This is a genomic window from Micromonospora sp. BQ11 (assembly GCF_052068135.1).
In the GTDB taxonomy this organism is placed as follows: domain Bacteria; phylum Actinomycetota; class Actinomycetes; order Mycobacteriales; family Micromonosporaceae; genus Micromonospora.
Genome location: NZ_JBQHDB010000008.1, coordinates 1 through 15476, shown reverse-complemented (window position 1 = coordinate 15476; position 15476 = coordinate 1). Strand labels below are relative to the sequence as shown.

Genomic DNA, 15476 nt, shown 5'->3' with positions numbered 1-15476 from the left:
CCCGACCGCGGCGTTCCTTCCGCCCGCCCGACGCGGCGGAACCCCGCCCGGCCACGCCGGCTGATGACTTCCGGTCGCCGTCCAGGAACGGACGGCGAGCCGACGACACGAGGAGACAACCATGGGCTACACCCCGCTGGCGGGCACCCGCGCGCCCGTCCGCGTCTGGACCGACCCGTACGCCATCGAGGCGCAGGCGGCGAAGCAGCTGCGCAACATCGGCGCGCTGCCCTGGGTGGAGGGCGTCGCCGTGATGCCCGACGTCCACTTCGGCAAGGGCGCGACGGTCGGCTCGGTCATCGCGATGCGGCAGGCCGTGTCCCCGGCCGCGGTCGGCGTCGACATCGGCTGCGGAATGTCGGCCGTCCGTACCTCGCTGACCGCCGCGGACCTGCCGGACGACCTGGCCGGGCTGCGCTCGGCGATCGAGGCGGTCATCCCGGTCGGCTTCGCCAAGCGGGACGACCCGGTCGACCCGCGTCGCGTCCGTGGTCTGGAGCAGGCCGGCTGGGACGACTTCTGGCGGCGGTTCGGCACCCTCGACCGGCGGGTCGCGCAGCTGGAGCAGCGGGCCCGGCAGCAGATGGGCACCCTCGGCGGGGGCAACCACTTCGTCGAGGTCTGCCTGGAGCAGGGCGGCGCCGACGCCGGCCGGGTGTGGCTGATGCTGCACTCCGGTTCCCGCAACATCGGCAAGGAGCTGGCGGAGCTGCACATGGCGGTGGCGCGGCACCTGCCGCACAACGTCGACCTGCCCGACCGGGACCTCGCCGTCTTCCTCGCCGGCACCCCGGAGATGGAGGCGTACCGCCGGGACCTGTGGTGGGCGCAGGAGTACGCGCGGCGCAACCGGGCCGTCATGCTCGCCCTGCTCTGCGGGGTGGTACGGGAGGCGTTCCCGCAGGTGGGCTACGACGAGCCGATCAGCTGCCACCACAACTACGTCGCCGAGGAGACCTACGACGGCGTGGAGGTGCTGGTCACCCGCAAGGGGGCGATCCGAGCCGGCCGGGGGGACCTGGGCATCATCCCGGGGTCGATGGGGACCGGCTCGTACATCGTGCGCGGCAAGGGGAACCCGGAGGCGTACTGCTCGGCCTCGCACGGGGCCGGGCGGCGGATGTCGCGGGCGCAGGCGAAGCGGACGTACAGCACCGCCGACCTGGTCGCGCAGACCGCCGGGGTGGAGTGCCGCAAGGACGCCGGGGTGGTCGACGAGATCCCCGGCGCGTACAAGGACATCACCGAGGTGATGGCGCAGCAGGAGGACCTGGTCGAGGTGGTCGCCCACCTCAAGCAGGTGATCTGCGTGAAGGGTTGACGGTGACGCGACACCTGTCGGATGCGTGATCGTCGCCGCACCGGCGGCCGGTCATGCTCGGGCCATGCTGACGGGGCGTGACGGTCTGGTCGCGGAGGCCCGTGACGCGCTGGTCCGGGCCGACGGGGCGGTCCTCGTCGGCCCGGCCGGTGTGGGACGTACCGCCCTGGCCCGGGTGACCGTCGCCGACCTGCCGTCCCGACTCTTCGCCGAGGTGTGGACCACCGCCACGGAGGCGAGTCGGGAGGTGCCCTTCGGCGCGTGGGGTCACCTGCTCACCGGTGGCCACGCCGCCCTGCATCCCGCCCTCGTGCACAGCGCGGTCCGGGCGGCGCTGGCCGACCGGTGCGGCCCGGCCCGTACGCCGGTGCTGGTCGTCGACGACGCGCACCTGCTGGACGGGCCGTCCGCCGGGGTGCTGCTCGCCCTCGTGCAGTCCCGCGTGGCCCGTGTCCTGGTCACCGTCCGGGCCGGCCGCACCGCGCCGGACGCCGTCGTCGCCCTGTGGAAGGACGCCGGCCTGCCGCGCCTGGTGGTGCCGCCGCTCACCGCGAACGCCGTCGGAACCCTGGCGGAGCGGCGGCTGGCCGGGCCGGTCAGTCCGTCCACCGCGCAGGTGCTGTGGCAGTGGACCGGTGGTCTGCCGCAACTGGCGGTCGCCCTCGTCGACCACGGGCGGCACACCGGCGCGCTGGTGCGCGACACTGGGCAGTGGCGGTGGCGCACCGACCCGCCGGTCCCGGCGCAGGTGACCGACCTCCTCGACCGGGAGCTGGACCGGGTCGGCCGCCCCGGCGAGGACACGTTGGCCGCCCTGGCCCTCGGCGGCCCGCTGCCGCTCGCCGTCGTGGAGGCCGCCGCGTCCCCGGATCTGGTGGCCGACCTCGAACACCTCGGCCTGGTGCGCAGCGAGGACGGCGACGGACAGGTGCTGGTACGACTGCGCCACCCGGTGCTCGGCGCCGTGGTGCGCCGCCGGATGTCGCCCGCGCGCCGCCGCCGGGTGGCCACCGCACTGCTGGCCAGCATGCCCCGCTCCGGCACGCGGGGCCCCCCGGCCGGAGCCGGCGCCCTGTGGGCGGTGCATGCCGGAGCGCCGGTCGGGGCGCCGGAGCTGCTCCGGTCGTCCGCGGAGTGGCTGTACGCCGATCCGGCCGCCGCCGAACGGCTGGCCCGCCGGGCCCGGGAGCGCGACGGCGGCGCCCCCGCCGCCGTGGCCCTCGCCTCTGCCCTGGTCGAGCAGGGCCGCACGGCGGAGGCGTACGAGACGCTGCGGGCGGCCGACCGGGACGCCCACGCCGCCGGCGACCCGGTCGCACGACTCACCGTCGGGGTGGCGCTGGCCGGGCACCGGGCCTGGGTCCGGCGCGAGCCCGAGCGCGCCGAGGAGGACCTCCTGGGCCTGGGTACCCGGACCGACGCGGCCGGGCAGGCCGAGGTCGGCGCGGTCACCGCGCTGGTCCGGCTGTTCAGCGGCCGGGCGGCGCAGGCCCTGGACGACACCCGTCGACTGCTCGCCGACGCGCCGCCACCCGCCGCGCGGCTGCGCGCCACGCTGGTGTCGGTCGCCGCGCTGGCCCTGACCGGCCGGACCGGAGAGGCGGTGCGGCGGGGCCGCCAGGTCGTCGAGGCGGTCGAGGCCGCCGACCCGCCGGAGCTGCCGTACGCCCGCGGCATGGCCCGCGCCGCGCTGGCGATGGCCGAGCTGTGGCGCCAGCCCACACCGACCGGGCCGGTCACCGATCCGGCCACCGGACGGTGGCCGCTGTCACCGGATCCGCTGCTCTCCGGCCTGTCCCACACGGCGTGGCCGGTCTTCGACGGGTACGCACGCCGGGTCGCCGGTGACCGGGCCGGCGCGATCGCCCGGCTGCGCGACGCCGTCGCCGAGCAGGCCGGCGGGGAGGGGCTGTTCCGGTCCGAGGCCACCGCGTGGCTCGCCCTGACGCTGGCCGAGGACGGTCGGCCCGACGAGGCCGAGGAGGTCCTGCGGAACCATCCGGTGGACGCCATCGCCCTGGTGCCGGGACTGGATCCCTGGACACGCGCGGCGGTGGCCGCGGCGGCCGGCCGCCGCGCCGACGCCGCGCGGCTGATGGACGAGGCCCTCGACGTCGCGCACGCCTCCGGCTGCTGGCTGGTGGAGCTGGGCTACCTGACGTACGCGGCGCACCTCGATCCCGCCACCGGTCCGGCCCGCTACGCCGACCGCATCGCGAGGGCGATCGGGCACGTGGACGCCGAGCGGCTCGTGACCGCCGGCCGTGCGGTGCTCGCCCTGGCCGGCCGCGACCCGGCGGTGCTGCTGGAGCACGCTCACCGCCTCGCCGACATGAACCTGCCCGACCAGGCGCTGTGGGTGGTCGACGAGGCCGGACGCCGGGGCGGTACGGCCACCGCCCGCCTCGCCGTCGACCTGCGGACCCGCCTGCGTCCGGGGGCGTCCGGGGATCCGGTGGAGGCGGCCGGGTTGACCACCCGGGAGGCGCAGGTGGCCGGGTTCGCCGCACGGGGCCTGTCGGACCGGCAGATCGCCGAGCAGTTGGTGCTGTCGGTGCGTACCGTGCAGACGCACCTCGGTCGCGCGTACCGCAAGCTCGCGGTGACCTCGCGGCACGACCTGGCCGACGCGCTGCGCCGCACGGCGTGAGACGGTGACGGCCCGCGTCGCGCGGGCCGTCACGGTCGGACCGTCATTCTTTCCTGGTGTGGCAGACCGGGTGTCCGTGCTCGTCCTGGATACAGACCGACTTCGCGTGGCCCAGGACGTTGAGGCCGGCGATGATGCCGGTGATCCCCACCGCGGTCAGGATCACGTTGCCGACCTTCTCGGCCAGCTCCCTGAAGTTCGCCGTCACCTCCAGCCGGAACGTCACCGGTGCGTACCGGATCTGGTCCCACAGCGCGGCGATCCGCGGATCGTGGCCGCTGATGCTGAAGTCGTCGCTGCTCTCGGAGTCGGTCACCCGCCCGGTCGCCACCGCCACGAAGGCCTTCTTGTTCTCGTCCACCACGTGGGGGCCGGCGGCGAAACTCCAGCTGTGGCTCAGGAACCCGTTCTCGTGGACGTGGCCCTGGAACCAGTAGTGGCCGTCGCTGGCCAGCCGCAACCAGGCGCTGCCCTTGACGCTGGACGGCAGCAGGCTGCCGGAGAACGTCTCGGCGAACGTCTGGTCCAGCCGCTCCATCGTCACCCGGGTGGAGCCCATCGGATTACCGACCTGTGCGCCGACCTGGCGCACGGTCACCGGCGTGCGGATGTCCAGGAACTGCACGGCTGCGGTACGCAGGCTCGTCATGCCGTCACCCCCTGTTCTTCCGCATGTGACGGGTGCCGTCCGGCGCCACGTAGGAGTTGGTCCTGGTGGGTTGGTTGACGAACAGGAGGAACCCGATGACGGTCGCGGCGGCGACCACGTTGGGGATCCACAGGAGGATCTTGCCGGCCATCTGGGCGATGTTCATGGTGACGCTCAGATCGAACCTGATCGGGGCGACGGCGAGCTGCTCCCAGTAGCGGGCGATCCGCGGATCGTGCCCCTGCTCGGCGAAGTCGTCGCTGCTGTGGCTGTCCGACACCTTGCCCTTGGCGGTGAAGATGAAGGCGTTGCCGTCGTCGTCCACGAAGCCCGGCGCCACGGAGAACACCCAGCTGTGGTTGAACATCCCGTTCTCGTGCACGTGCCCCTCGAACGAGTAGAAGCCGTCGCTGAACAGCCGCAGCGTCGCGGTGCCCTTCACGCTGGAGGGCAGCAGGCTGCCGGAGACCCACTCCACCGACCGCTGGTCGAGCTGCCGCAGCATCCGTCGCACCGGCCCGGTGGGCCGCCCGAGGTCGGCACCCACCTGGCGGACGGTCATCGGCGCCTCGAACCCCAGGTACGTCCCGGCCGCCTGGCGCAGGCTGGTCATGACGTGGTCACCAGGATCGGCACCAGCGCCCGGCCGCCCTTGAGCGGGCCCAACGCCTTGCCGAGGATCGCCCCGACCGCCTTGAGCGGGTCGGCCACCCGCATCGCGTGCCCCCGGGTCGGGGAGGTGGTCAGCAGGTCGCCCGGTCGTACCGGCCCGTGGGTGGCGTCGACCAGGCAGAAGACCTTGCCGGCCAGGGCCAGCGGGCGACGCCGGTCGCTGTCCGGCCGACGGTCCAGGACCATCGCCGGGGCGAAGCTGCCGGCCCCGGACACCACGCCCGCCACCGCCGTGTCGTACGGCTTGCCGGACAGTTCCAGCGCGCCGGTCTCGCCGATCACGAGCACCGCGCCGGGGATCGCCGCGTGCAGGTGCGCGTCGGCGACGTCGAACTCCTCGGCCAGGTCGGCGTTGGCCAGCGAGATGTCGCCGTTGACGCCGTCGATCCACACCGTGTACGCGCGGGTGTCGGGGTTGGCGAACGCCATCGTGCTCTGGTCGCCGTTGATGCCGATGGTGTAGGTGCGGGTCTTGCTGTGGGCGAACTTGATGTGGTTGTTGGCGCCGTCCAGGTCGACCTGGTTGGCCGTGACGACCTTCGAGTGGACCGCGTTGGCCGCCGACACGGTGGTCGCGTTGACGCTGGTGCTGGTCAGGTTGTTCGCCGCCCACAGGTCGCCGGCGACGCCGTTGAGCAGCAGCCTGTACTGCCGGGTGTCGGGGTTGGCGAACGCCATCGAGCTCTGGTCGCCGTTGATCCCGACGGTGTAGGTGCGGGTCTTGCTGTGGCAGAACTTGACGTGGTTGTTCGGGCCGTCCAGGTCGACCTGGTTGGCGCTGACACTGCGACTGTTGACGTTGTTGGCCGCCCACAGGTTGCCGTTCTGGCCGTCCAGGATCGTGGTGTAGGCGCGCTTGTCGTTGGCGAGCCGGATGCTGCTGGTGTCGCCGTTCAACCCGATCGTGTACGCGCGGGTCTTGAAGTTGGTGAGGGCGATGCCGTTGTCGGCCCCGTCCAGCACGACGGCCCGCGCGGCGACGGTGTCGGCGGTGATGGTCGTCGGCGGTGCGGGTACCGGCACGGCCTCGGCGGTGTCGGCGGCGCCGGTGGCGGGCGCGGCGGCGGTCGGCCCGTCGGCGCGCTGCGCCTGCTCGGACTGCCGCGGCGGCACCGGAGCCTTGACCGGCGGCGGTGCCGGCGTGGCGGTGTCCGCGCGGGCCGCCGGCATGTCGTCCTCGGCGGGCCGCCGGGGCGGCGTGACCGGTGGTGTGGTGGGCCGGGCGATCGCCTCGGCGCTGTCGGGGTTGCTGGCCTTCGCGGCCTCGTTGCTGGTCATGGATCCATTGCACCGTCGCACGGGCCTCGGATCGTCGGTAGTCAGTACGTAGGTTGTCGGGCTCGACTACGCAGGCTGCGGGCGTAAACCGGTGGATCGGCGTCGCTGGGTGCCACTACCGTTTCGCGGAACCAAGTCGTCTGGATCGAGGACGTGCCGTTGTACACCCGGTGAGACCTCCCGAGCGCTGATCCGTGGCGCGTCGCCGCATGAGCGCCGCGCTCCTTGTTGCTGCGGACTTCTCACCGAGGACGGTGTACTTCTGTGCTCAAGAACCGGGTGGGCGTGCCCACCTGCCTGCCGCTCTTTCCCTGCCGTTGCCCCGCGTACGCGTCCGAGCGCTTCCGGGCGAGCGGCGACTTCACGGCGATCTCAGCTGCACGCTCAGGTGCCGAGGCGTCGACCGGCACCCGTCCGTGGCGGGCACCGGTCGACGCGTATCGGGACGTGAGGCGTACGGGACGCAGCCGTCCCAGCCCGGCGTCCACCCGTGTGGTGCCGTGGCGGGCGCGACCGTGGCTGCGCCGATCGTGGTGCCCGCGTCGCCGTCGGCCCCGGTGGTGACGTGCCAACGGCGCGTGGCCGCCGACCCGGTACGGGGTCGGCGGCCACGGGGGCGGTCGGAGTCGAGCGTCAGCCGACGTGCACCGCGCCGCCGGACGGGATCTCGTCCTTGCGCACCTTGACCAGCACCAGCGTGGCCAGACCGGCGATCAGGATCAGCCCGGCGCCCCAGGCGAACGCCACCGTGTAGCCCTCGATCTGCGCCTGCGCCAGGGTGGCCGGGTCCGGGATGCCCCGTGGGTCGGTCACGTTGGTCGCCACGTACGCGGTCACCGCACTGGTGAAGAAGGTGTTGAGCAGCGCGGTGCCCAGCGAGCCGCCGATCTGCTGGGTGGCGTTCAGCGTCGCGCTGGCCGCGCCCGCGTCCTGCTCGGGCACCCCGACCAGGGCGAGGCTGGACAGCGGCACGAACGTGAAGCCCAGCCCGAGACCCAGCAGCACCTGGGCGGGCAGCAGGTGCGCCACGAAGGACGTCTCCAGGTCGATCCGGGTCAGCGACAGCATGGCCGCGGCGGCCAGCACCGTGCCGGTCAGCATCAGGGGCTTCGGACCGATTCGGGGCATCAACTGGCTGGCCACGCCGGCGGCGATCAGCACGCCGAGGGTGATCGGCAGCGAGGCGAGACCGGCCTCCAGCGGCGTGTAGCCGAGGCTGTTCTGGAAGTAGAACGTGAGGAAGAGGAACGCGCCGAACAGGCCGGCGCCGACCAGGGTCGAGGTGAGGTACGACCCGCCCCGGTTGCGGTCGAGCAGGATCCGCAGCGGCAGCAACGGGTGCGACGAGCGCATCTCGATGACCACGAACGCGGCGAGCAGCACCACGCCGGCCCCGATGAACCCGATGGTGGCGGTGGCGTCCCACCCGTCCTCGGCGGCCCGGGTGAAGCCGTACACCAGGGACACCAGGCCGGCGGTGACCACGACGGCGCCGGGTACGTCGTAGCGGGTGTTGCCGTGCGCCCGGCTCTCCGGCACCAGCGGGATGGCGGCGAACAGCGCCACCGCGGCGATCGGGATGTTCACCAGCAGGCACCAGCGCCAGTCGGCGTACTGGGTGAGCACACCGCCGAGCATCAGGCCGACCGCGGAGCCGCCGCCGGCGATCGCGCCGTACACCGCGAAGGCCTTCGCCCGCTCCGCGGCCTGGGTGAACAGGACGGTGAGCAGCGCCAGGGAGGCCGGGGCGAGCAACGCGCCGAACGCGCCCTGCAGCGCGCGGGCCGCGAACAGCATGCCGCCGGTGGTGGCCAGGCCGCCGATGGCGGAGGCGATCGCGAAGCCGACCATGCCGACCAGGAAGGTGCGCTTGCGTCCCCAGTAGTCGGCGATCCGACCGCCGAGCAGCAGCAGGCCGCCGAAGGTCAGGGTGTACGCGGTGACGACCCACTGCCGGTCGGCGTTGGAGATGCCGAGGTCGGCCTGGGCCTGCGGGAGTGCGATGTTCACGATGGTGGCGTCGAGCACCACCATCAGCTGGGAGATCGCGATGACCGCGAGGGCGATCCAGCGCCGCGGGTGCGGCGTGGACGGTGAGACCTCGGCGTCCGGCCCACCGGGCATGGTCGAGGTGGTTCCAGGCATGTCGTGCCTTCCGTGAGTGTGCGAGGTGGTCAGGTTCGTGGGCTGCGGTGGCAGAGAACCGGGATCAGCACCTGGTCGACGACCTGGGAAAGGAACTCGTCGTCGGCGGGCAGCCCGTGCGCGAGGATGCGGGACATGGTCAGCGCCGGAGCGAGGTCGTGGAACAGGTCGCGCTCGCCGGCCTCGGGCGGGATCTCCCCCCGGGCGGCGGCGCGGACGAGGACGGCGGTGCTGGCCACCCGGCCCGCCGGCATGACGTGGTGGCGGATGAGCCGCTCCAGCTCGGGGCTGGTGCGCATCGCGAAGGTCAGCGCCTGCATGAGGTCGGCGTCGGCGACGCAGATCGCGGCGGTGGCCCGCAGCAGCTCCAGCAGGTCCCCCCGGAGCGAGCCGGTGTCCGGTGGGGTGTGCACACGGGTCTGCCGCTGCCGCAGGGCGTCGGCGACCAGCTCCGCCTTGCCGGGCCAGTGCCGGTAGATGGTGGCCTTGCTGACCCGTGCCCGGGCGGCCACCGCGTCGATGGTCATCCGGTCGTAGCCGACCTCGCGCAGCAGGTCGATCACGGTGGTCAGCAGATCCGCCCCACCCGCGCCGCGTGCCGCCGGCACCACCGCGTCCGCACCGCACCGCTTGCCGAGCTGCACCGCACCCCCCGAAGAAAACGATGTCGTACTGGACCATAGTCGAGCCGGGCCTATGTTCTCAGTGTTTTATGAGGAGCGTCGCATCCCCTGGCGAAAACGGATACGTTTCGTACCGCTGCGCCGGCCTCAGCCGGCCAGCAGCACCGGCACCGCCGAGACCTTGGTCCGGGAGCCGTCGGCGGGGGACACCTCGTACGCCTCCACCGTGCCGACCTGCTCCCGGCCGACTCGGTAGCCGACCGTCACCCGGAAGGCGCCCCGGCAGCCGGTGCCGCAGGTGGCCGTGGTGAACGCGGTGCCCACCTCGCGGCCGGCGGCGTCGAGCACGCGCACGCTGACGGTCGCCTCGAACACGTCGGCGGTGCCGGTCACGACGACCGGGGTGGTGACCCGCTGCCCGATCGTCGGGGCGGTCACCAGGATCGGCGGCAGCAGGTCGGCGTACTCCGGGCGGCCGACCGGAGGTCCCGTGCCGAAGCGGACCCGCCGCACCGTCGGGAACTGGGTCAGCGTGTACACCACCTGGGCCTCGGTGAGCCGCTCCACCCGGTCGTCGCCGTCGGCCGGCACCGCGCCCACCACCGCCACGCCGTCGGCGACCCGGGTGATGCCCGGGGCGGCCGGCAGGAGGGTGGTCAGGCCGGTGTCCGCCTCCGCCTCCGTCGGCCCGGCGGCCAGTTCGGCCAGCGCCAGCCGCGACGTCGCCACGGTCGTCGGGCGGGTACGCCGGGTCGGCACGATGCGCCCGTCGCGGACGTACCACAGCTCGAGGGTGACGGTGCCCGGCCGCGACGCCGCCGGAGCGGTCGTCGCCGGCGCGGACGGCGACGGCGGTGGGACCGCGCCCGACGGCGCGACGGTGGTCGGCGACGCGGCGGGGGACGGTGTGCGCGCCCCGGCGCTGGTCGGCGGGGGAGCGGTCGGGGCCGGGCCGAGTGACCCGGAGCGGTCCGTGGCGCAGCCGCCGGCCAGCAGCGCGACGGCCGCGACCACGGTGACGGTACGGCGGCTCACCGCGCGCCGCCCGGTTCGCTCCCGGCGGTCGGCAGCTCCAACGTGAAGCACGTGCCCGCGCCCGGTGCGCTGCGTACGCCCAGCCGTGCGCCGAGCAGCCGTGCGTTCTCCCACGCGATGGCCAGCCCGAGGCCGCTGCCGCGTCCGGAGCGGGCCGGGTCCACCTTGTGGAAGCGGTCGAAGATCCGGGGCAGGTGGTCGGCGGGGATGCCGGGCCCCTCGTCACCGACCTCGACGACGACGCCCCGCCCGGTGGTCGTGACGGCGACGTGGGCCTCGCCACCGCCGTGCTCGACGGCGTTGGCGACGAGGTTCGCGAGGATCCGCTCCAGCCGGCGCGGATCGGTGGACAGGGTGGTGGACGGTCCGGTGACCGTGACCCGATCCACCCAGCCGCGCTGGCGGGCCAGTCCGCGCAGCAGGGCCGTGACGTCGACCGGGGCGACGGTGACGACCTCCCGGCCGGCGTCCAGGCGGGAGATCTCCATCAGGTCCTCCACCAGGCGCCGGAGTCGCACCACGTCGGTGACCAGCAGCTCCGCCGGTCGCCGGGCGCCGGTGGGGAGCTGGTCCAGGTGGTCGCGCAGCAGCGACGCCGCTGCCACCAGGGCGGTGACCGGTGTACGCAGTTCGTGCGCGACGTCGGCGGTGAACCGCCGCTCCCGGTCCTGGGCGCGGGACAGCGCCTCGATCTTCGCCTCCAGCGCCTCGGCCATCTCGTTGAACGACGCGGCCCACGCGCTGAACTCGTCCCGGCCCCGCACCGGCAGCCGCGTGTCGAGCAACCCCTCGGTGAGCGCGCGGGCGGCACGGCTGGCCCGGCCGACCGGCTCCAGGGTCCGCCGGGCGAGCAGGTGACCCACCCCGGCGGCGAACAGCACCACCGACACCCAGCCGGCCAGCAGCGCGGTACGCAGCTGGTCGAGGCCGGCGGCGACGTCGTCCTCGACCGTGACCACGTACAGCTCGGCCGTGGAGCCCGGCACCCGTCCGCCGACGGTGAGCAGTCGGGGCCGTACCTCCGGTGCGGTCCGCTCGTACCCGAGCTGGCCGGCCGCGACGGTGGCCCGCAGCCGCGCCCCCAACGGCGGGGTGTAGCCGGGGTGCGACGGGTACGCGTCGCCGTCGACCAGCACCACGTGCCGGCCGCTGCCCTCGAAGCTCGTCAGCAGCTCGGTACGGCGCTGCTCGGTCAACGGCACGAACTGTCCGGCCAGGACGAGCTGATAGCGGGCGTCGGCCGCGGCCTGCTGGAGTGAGCCGTCGAAGCGGGCCTGCCGCAGCGGCAGGTACGCCCCACCGGCGAGCAGCCCCGCCGAGACCCCGGCCACCAGGAGGAAGGCGACGGTCAGCCGGCGGCGCAGCCGGCCCGGTACCACCGTGTCCGTCGCCCGCATCCCGGCACCTGAGCTCAGGTCGCGGACAGCTTGTAGCCGGCGCCGCGGACGGTCCGGATCAGCCGGGGGTGCGCCGGATCTACCTCGACCTTCGCCCGCAGCCGTTGCACCGCCACGTCGACCAGTCGGGAGTCGCCGAGGAAGCCGTGCTGCCACACCTGCTCCAGCAGCAGTTCGCGGGTGAAAACCTGGTTGGGGCGGCGGGCCAGCTCCAGCAGCAGCCGGAACTCGGTGGCGGTGAGGGGCAGCTCCCGCCCGTCCCGGCGGGCGGTGAAACCCGCCGGGTCGATGGTCAGCCCACCCACCTCGATCGTCGTGCGGGCCGACGGCCCGGTGACCCGGCGCAGCACCGAGCGCACCCGGGCCACCAGCTCCGGCAGGTCGAAGGGCTTGCGTAGGTAGTCGTCCGCGCCGCACTCCAGGCCGACCACCACGTCCACGGTGTCGGTGCGGGCGGTGAGCATGAGGATCGGCACCTGACTGGTGCGGCGGATCTCCCGGCACACCTCCAGGCCGTCCAGCCCGGGCAGCATCACGTCGAGCACGATCAGGTCGACCGGCTGCGACCGCCACACCGCCAGCCCGGTCCGCCCGTCGACGGCGGTCTCCACCCGGAAGCCGGCCCGGCGCAACCCGAGGGCGGCGACCTCCCGGATGGAGGCGTCGTCCTCGACCACCAGCAGGCGGCCGTCCATGCCGCCAGCGTAGCCCCGGGCGGGCCCGCCGTGACCTGCCGGAACGGCCGGTGTGGAGGGCCCGCCCGGGCTGGTCGTCCGACCTACTCCTGCCACTGGTGGGCCACGTCGAGCACGATCCTGCTGTGCGTGCCGGGACCGGCCAGCACGAACACCCGGAAGGGCAACCGGGCCCGTACGCCGACGGCGAAGGTCGTGTAGCCCTCGAAGCTGCCGCCGAACACCACGTCCCGCAGGGTGCGGTACCGCAGGACGTTCGCCGCGCGGTCGCCGACCCGGTACGGCACGGTGGCCAGGTGGTCGTCGTCGTACGCCGGGGCCCGCAACGACACCCGCAGCAGCGCGTCCCCGGCGGTGTACGGCGAGAGGGCCAGCCCTTCGCCGTCGGTCCAGGTCTCCCCGTACGCGACCGAGTAGCCCTCCACCGCCCCGTCGAACTCGAACACCACCCGGTCGAAGCAGTCGTGCCGGCCGGCGCGCACCGCGGCCAGCGGGGCGCCGCTCAGGTTCCCGACGGTCTTCTCCCCACTGCCCCAGGTGATCCCGCAGTACGGCGACCCGGTCGCCGCGGCTCTCGCCGTACCCGTCGTCGCCGTACCCGCGCCGGCCGTGCCGCCACCGGCGGCCAGTCCGGCGAGCACGACCATCAGGACCGTCAGTCCACTTTTGATCCGCATGGCGTCCCTCCTCGGTGTGTGTCTCCTGTGTCACCACCTTCCGGCCGCGTCGCCGTAGCGGTGTGGGATCCACGGTGGAGCGGTTACGCCACCGGATCTTCGCCGAGCCGTAACAGCCGGGTAACGGCTGCCCCGGCGCAAGATCGGGCCGATACCGACGCCGGTCGCGGCGCCGATATGACGCTTCCGGTATGTCGGACATTGAGAATGCTCGATCTAACATTCGCGTACATCCATGAGTGGGCGGCCCCGGGCCGCCGATCACCGCAGGGGAGTGCGTGATGATCCGACGACAACTGCTGCGCGCGGCCGGTGCCGCGCTGGCAGCGGTGCTGGCGGCGACCGGGGTGCAGGTCGCCACCGGCGCGCCCGCCTCCGCCGCCCGCACCGTCTACTACGACGCCAGCCGGGCCGGCGAGTTCCGCACCAACTTCGACCAGGCCGCCCAGATCTGGAACAGTCGGGTCACCAACGTCCGGCTGGTCCCCGGCACCCCGGCCAGCGTGACCATCTACGTCGACAGCGGATGGCCGCGGGCGCAGGTGACCGGCCTCGGCTCCGGCCGCATCTGGATGGGCTGGACCGCCGTCAACCAGGGGTACGACCGCACCCGCATCGCCAGCCACGAGTTCGGCCACATCCTCGGACTGCCCGACCGGCGTACCGGCCTCTGCTCCGACCTGATGTCCGGCAGCAGCGCGCCGGTGTCCTGCCGCAACGCGTACCCCAGCTCCACCGAGGCGAGCCGGGTCAACTCGCTCTTCGCCGGCAGCCGGGCCACGTCGGCGGCGCTGCCCGCCGGCACGTACACCTGGAACGACGACGAGGTCACGCCGTTCGTCGTCGGCGGCCGACCGGCCACCGAGAACTACCCGTGGCTGGTCTACACCAACGGCTGCACCGGCACCCTCATCAAGGCCAACTGGGTGGTCACCGCACGGCACTGCTCGACACCCTCGTCGGTACGCGTCGGCAGCGTCAACCGCACCAGCGGCGGCACCGTGGCCCGGGTGAGCCGGTCGGTCAGCCACCCCAGCATCGACGTCAAGCTGCTGCAACTGTCCAGCTCGGTGACGTACGCCCCGGCACCGATCCCGACCACCTCCGGCGCGGTCGGTACCGCCACCAGGATCATCGGCTGGGGCCTGACCTGCCCGAACCGGGGCTGCGGCTCCGCGCCGACCGTCGCCCACGAGCTGGACACGTCGATCGTGTCGGACAGCCGCTGCATCGGCATCAACGGCACGTACGAGATCTGCACCAACAACACCGGTGGGAACTCCGGCGCCTGCTACGGCGACTCCGGCGGTCCGCAGGTACGCATGATCAACGGGGTGTGGAACCTGATCGGCGCGACCAGCCGCGCCGGCAACAACAACTCGACGTGCGCCACCGGACCGTCCATCTACGGTGACCTGCCGTCGATCCGGTCCTGGATCAACACCCAGGTCGGCGGCCTGCCGCTCTGACGTCGACCGCAACCGGTGGCGTACGCGCGCCCCGGTCGTCCGGCCCTCCGGACGACCGGGGCGTGGCACGCCGTCACCACACCATCACCGGTCTGCGGTACGGTGCCCGGACATAGATCTCCTCCGAGGTGATTCATGCCCGCCGCCGCCGTGCTCGCCCTTCTCCTGGCGTTCGCTCCCGCCCCGACGCCGACCGGCTCCACCGGCCCGGTCGGTGACCTCCTCGGAGGCGTCGGAGACCTGGTCGACGACCTGCTGCCCACCGGCGCCGACGACACCCCGGCACCCTCGCCGACCCCGTCGGTCAGATCCCCGGCCGCGAACCCGTCGGACCCGTCGCCCCCACTGCCCGGCCCGGCCCGCCCGACGCCGGGCGCGACCGGTGGGCCTTCCTCCGTCGCCACGGACGCGGTCCGCCGTGGAGCCGCCGTACCGGCCCGGCCGGTCGCCACGGCCGGTACCCCGGACAGCCGTGCCGCGCCGCCGGCCGGCTCTGATCGGGGCGGGGACCGGCAGATGGCGTACGCGGCCGGGACGGGCGTCCTCGCGGTGGGCGCGCTGGTCGTGCTGTGGCGGCGACGCCGGGCCGTGCCGACCCCGGCGGTCACGCCGACCGGGGCCGGCGGTCCGACCGGGCCCTCTTCTGGCGTGCCTCAGCCGGACGACGACCCCACCCCGGAGAACGTGACCCGGCTACCCACCGGCCTCAACGACATCTACGAGCTGGGACGGCTCGACGAACGGCTCCGGCAGCGACGCGACCCCGACACCTGACCTTCCGCGTACGCGGAAGGGCCGGCCCCCGGGTGGGGGCCGGCCCTGTTCTTGCGGGTGTGTCAGGAGATGTAGCCGCGGGTGGCGATCC

13 protein-coding genes are annotated in these 15476 nt (G+C 73.7%); 4 read left to right on the top strand and 9 right to left on the bottom strand.

Annotated elements, in window-relative coordinates; all coding sequences use genetic code 11:
* Positions 1-121 precede the first annotated feature (121 nt).
* Entirely contained in the window at positions 122-1321 is a 1200-nt protein-coding gene (locus ACTMSW_RS18140) for an RtcB family protein (RefSeq protein ID WP_441181798.1), read from the top strand.
* Between the two features lie 64 nt (positions 1322-1385).
* Entirely contained in the window at positions 1386-3971 is a 2586-nt protein-coding gene (locus ACTMSW_RS18135; protein WP_441181797.1) for a LuxR C-terminal-related transcriptional regulator, read from the top strand.
* A gap of 43 nt (positions 3972-4014) precedes the next feature.
* Here the strand turns inward: ACTMSW_RS18135 and ACTMSW_RS18130 are convergent, their stop codons facing one another.
* The 9 genes from ACTMSW_RS18130 to ACTMSW_RS18090 form a co-directional block, all read right to left on the bottom strand.
* The gene (locus ACTMSW_RS18130) at positions 4015-4620 is read right to left on the bottom strand and encodes a hypothetical protein (protein ID WP_441181796.1); all 606 of its coding nucleotides are present in this window, start codon (positions 4618-4620) and stop codon (positions 4015-4017) included.
* A 4-nt stretch (positions 4621-4624) separates the two neighbouring features.
* A complete protein-coding gene (locus ACTMSW_RS18125) occupies positions 4625-5233 on the bottom strand; it encodes a hypothetical protein (protein ID WP_441181795.1) in 609 nt (202 codons plus the stop codon).
* A complete protein-coding gene (locus tag ACTMSW_RS18120; protein WP_441181794.1) occupies positions 5230-6570 on the bottom strand; it encodes a hypothetical protein in 1341 nt (446 codons plus the stop codon). Before ACTMSW_RS18120 ends, ACTMSW_RS18125 begins: the two co-directional genes overlap by 4 nt.
* Positions 6571-7203: 633 nt before the next feature.
* A complete protein-coding gene (locus ACTMSW_RS18115; RefSeq protein WP_441181793.1) occupies positions 7204-8715 on the bottom strand; it encodes an MFS transporter in 1512 nt (503 codons plus the stop codon).
* Between the two features lie 29 nt (positions 8716-8744).
* On the bottom strand, positions 8745-9359 hold the full coding sequence (locus tag ACTMSW_RS18110; protein ID WP_441181792.1) for a TetR/AcrR family transcriptional regulator: 615 nt from the start codon (positions 9357-9359) through the stop codon (positions 8745-8747).
* A gap of 126 nt (positions 9360-9485) precedes the next feature.
* Entirely contained in the window at positions 9486-10373 is an 888-nt protein-coding gene (locus tag ACTMSW_RS18105) for a Gmad2 immunoglobulin-like domain-containing protein (protein WP_441181791.1), read from the bottom strand.
* Positions 10370-11770, bottom strand: coding sequence for an ATP-binding protein (locus tag ACTMSW_RS18100; protein ID WP_441181790.1), 1401 nt, complete (start codon positions 11768-11770; stop codon positions 10370-10372). The genes ACTMSW_RS18105 and ACTMSW_RS18100 overlap by 4 nt, the downstream gene beginning before the upstream one ends.
* Before the next feature lie 14 nt (positions 11771-11784).
* Positions 11785-12465, bottom strand: a complete 681-nt coding sequence (locus ACTMSW_RS18095; protein ID WP_441181789.1) for a response regulator — start codon at positions 12463-12465, stop codon at positions 11785-11787.
* A gap of 83 nt (positions 12466-12548) precedes the next feature.
* A complete protein-coding gene (locus ACTMSW_RS18090; protein ID WP_441181788.1) occupies positions 12549-13142 on the bottom strand; it encodes an AMIN-like domain-containing (lipo)protein in 594 nt (197 codons plus the stop codon).
* Between the two features lie 281 nt (positions 13143-13423).
* Between ACTMSW_RS18090 and ACTMSW_RS18085 the strand changes: the two genes are divergently transcribed.
* Complete coding sequence (locus ACTMSW_RS18085; RefSeq protein ID WP_441181787.1) at positions 13424-14611, top strand: snapalysin family zinc-dependent metalloprotease; 1188 nt, start codon at positions 13424-13426, stop codon at positions 14609-14611.
* A 135-nt stretch (positions 14612-14746) separates the two neighbouring features.
* A complete protein-coding gene (locus ACTMSW_RS18080) occupies positions 14747-15385 on the top strand; it encodes a hypothetical protein (protein WP_441181786.1) in 639 nt (212 codons plus the stop codon).
* The last annotated feature ends 91 nt before the right edge of the window (positions 15386-15476 follow it).

Coding starts and splice junctions, on each gene's coding strand:
- ACTMSW_RS18140 (WP_441181798.1), top strand. CDS start 122: ATGGGCTACACCCCGCTGGCGGGCACCCGCGCGCCCGTCCGCGTCTGG.
- ACTMSW_RS18135 (WP_441181797.1), top strand. CDS start 1,386: ATGCTGACGGGGCGTGACGGTCTGGTCGCGGAGGCCCGTGACGCGCTG.
- ACTMSW_RS18130 (WP_441181796.1), bottom strand. CDS start 4,620: ATGACGAGCCTGCGTACCGCAGCCGTGCAGTTCCTGGACATCCGCACG.
- ACTMSW_RS18125 (WP_441181795.1), bottom strand. CDS start 5,233: ATGACCAGCCTGCGCCAGGCGGCCGGGACGTACCTGGGGTTCGAGGCG.
- ACTMSW_RS18120 (WP_441181794.1), bottom strand. CDS start 6,570: ATGACCAGCAACGAGGCCGCGAAGGCCAGCAACCCCGACAGCGCCGAG.
- ACTMSW_RS18115 (WP_441181793.1), bottom strand. CDS start 8,715: ATGCCTGGAACCACCTCGACCATGCCCGGTGGGCCGGACGCCGAGGTC.
- ACTMSW_RS18100 (WP_441181790.1), bottom strand. CDS start 11,770: ATGCGGGCGACGGACACGGTGGTACCGGGCCGGCTGCGCCGCCGGCTG.
- ACTMSW_RS18095 (WP_441181789.1), bottom strand. CDS start 12,465: ATGGACGGCCGCCTGCTGGTGGTCGAGGACGACGCCTCCATCCGGGAG.
- ACTMSW_RS18090 (WP_441181788.1), bottom strand. CDS start 13,142: ATGCGGATCAAAAGTGGACTGACGGTCCTGATGGTCGTGCTCGCCGGA.
- ACTMSW_RS18085 (WP_441181787.1), top strand. CDS start 13,424: ATGATCCGACGACAACTGCTGCGCGCGGCCGGTGCCGCGCTGGCAGCG.
- ACTMSW_RS18080 (WP_441181786.1), top strand. CDS start 14,747: ATGCCCGCCGCCGCCGTGCTCGCCCTTCTCCTGGCGTTCGCTCCCGCC.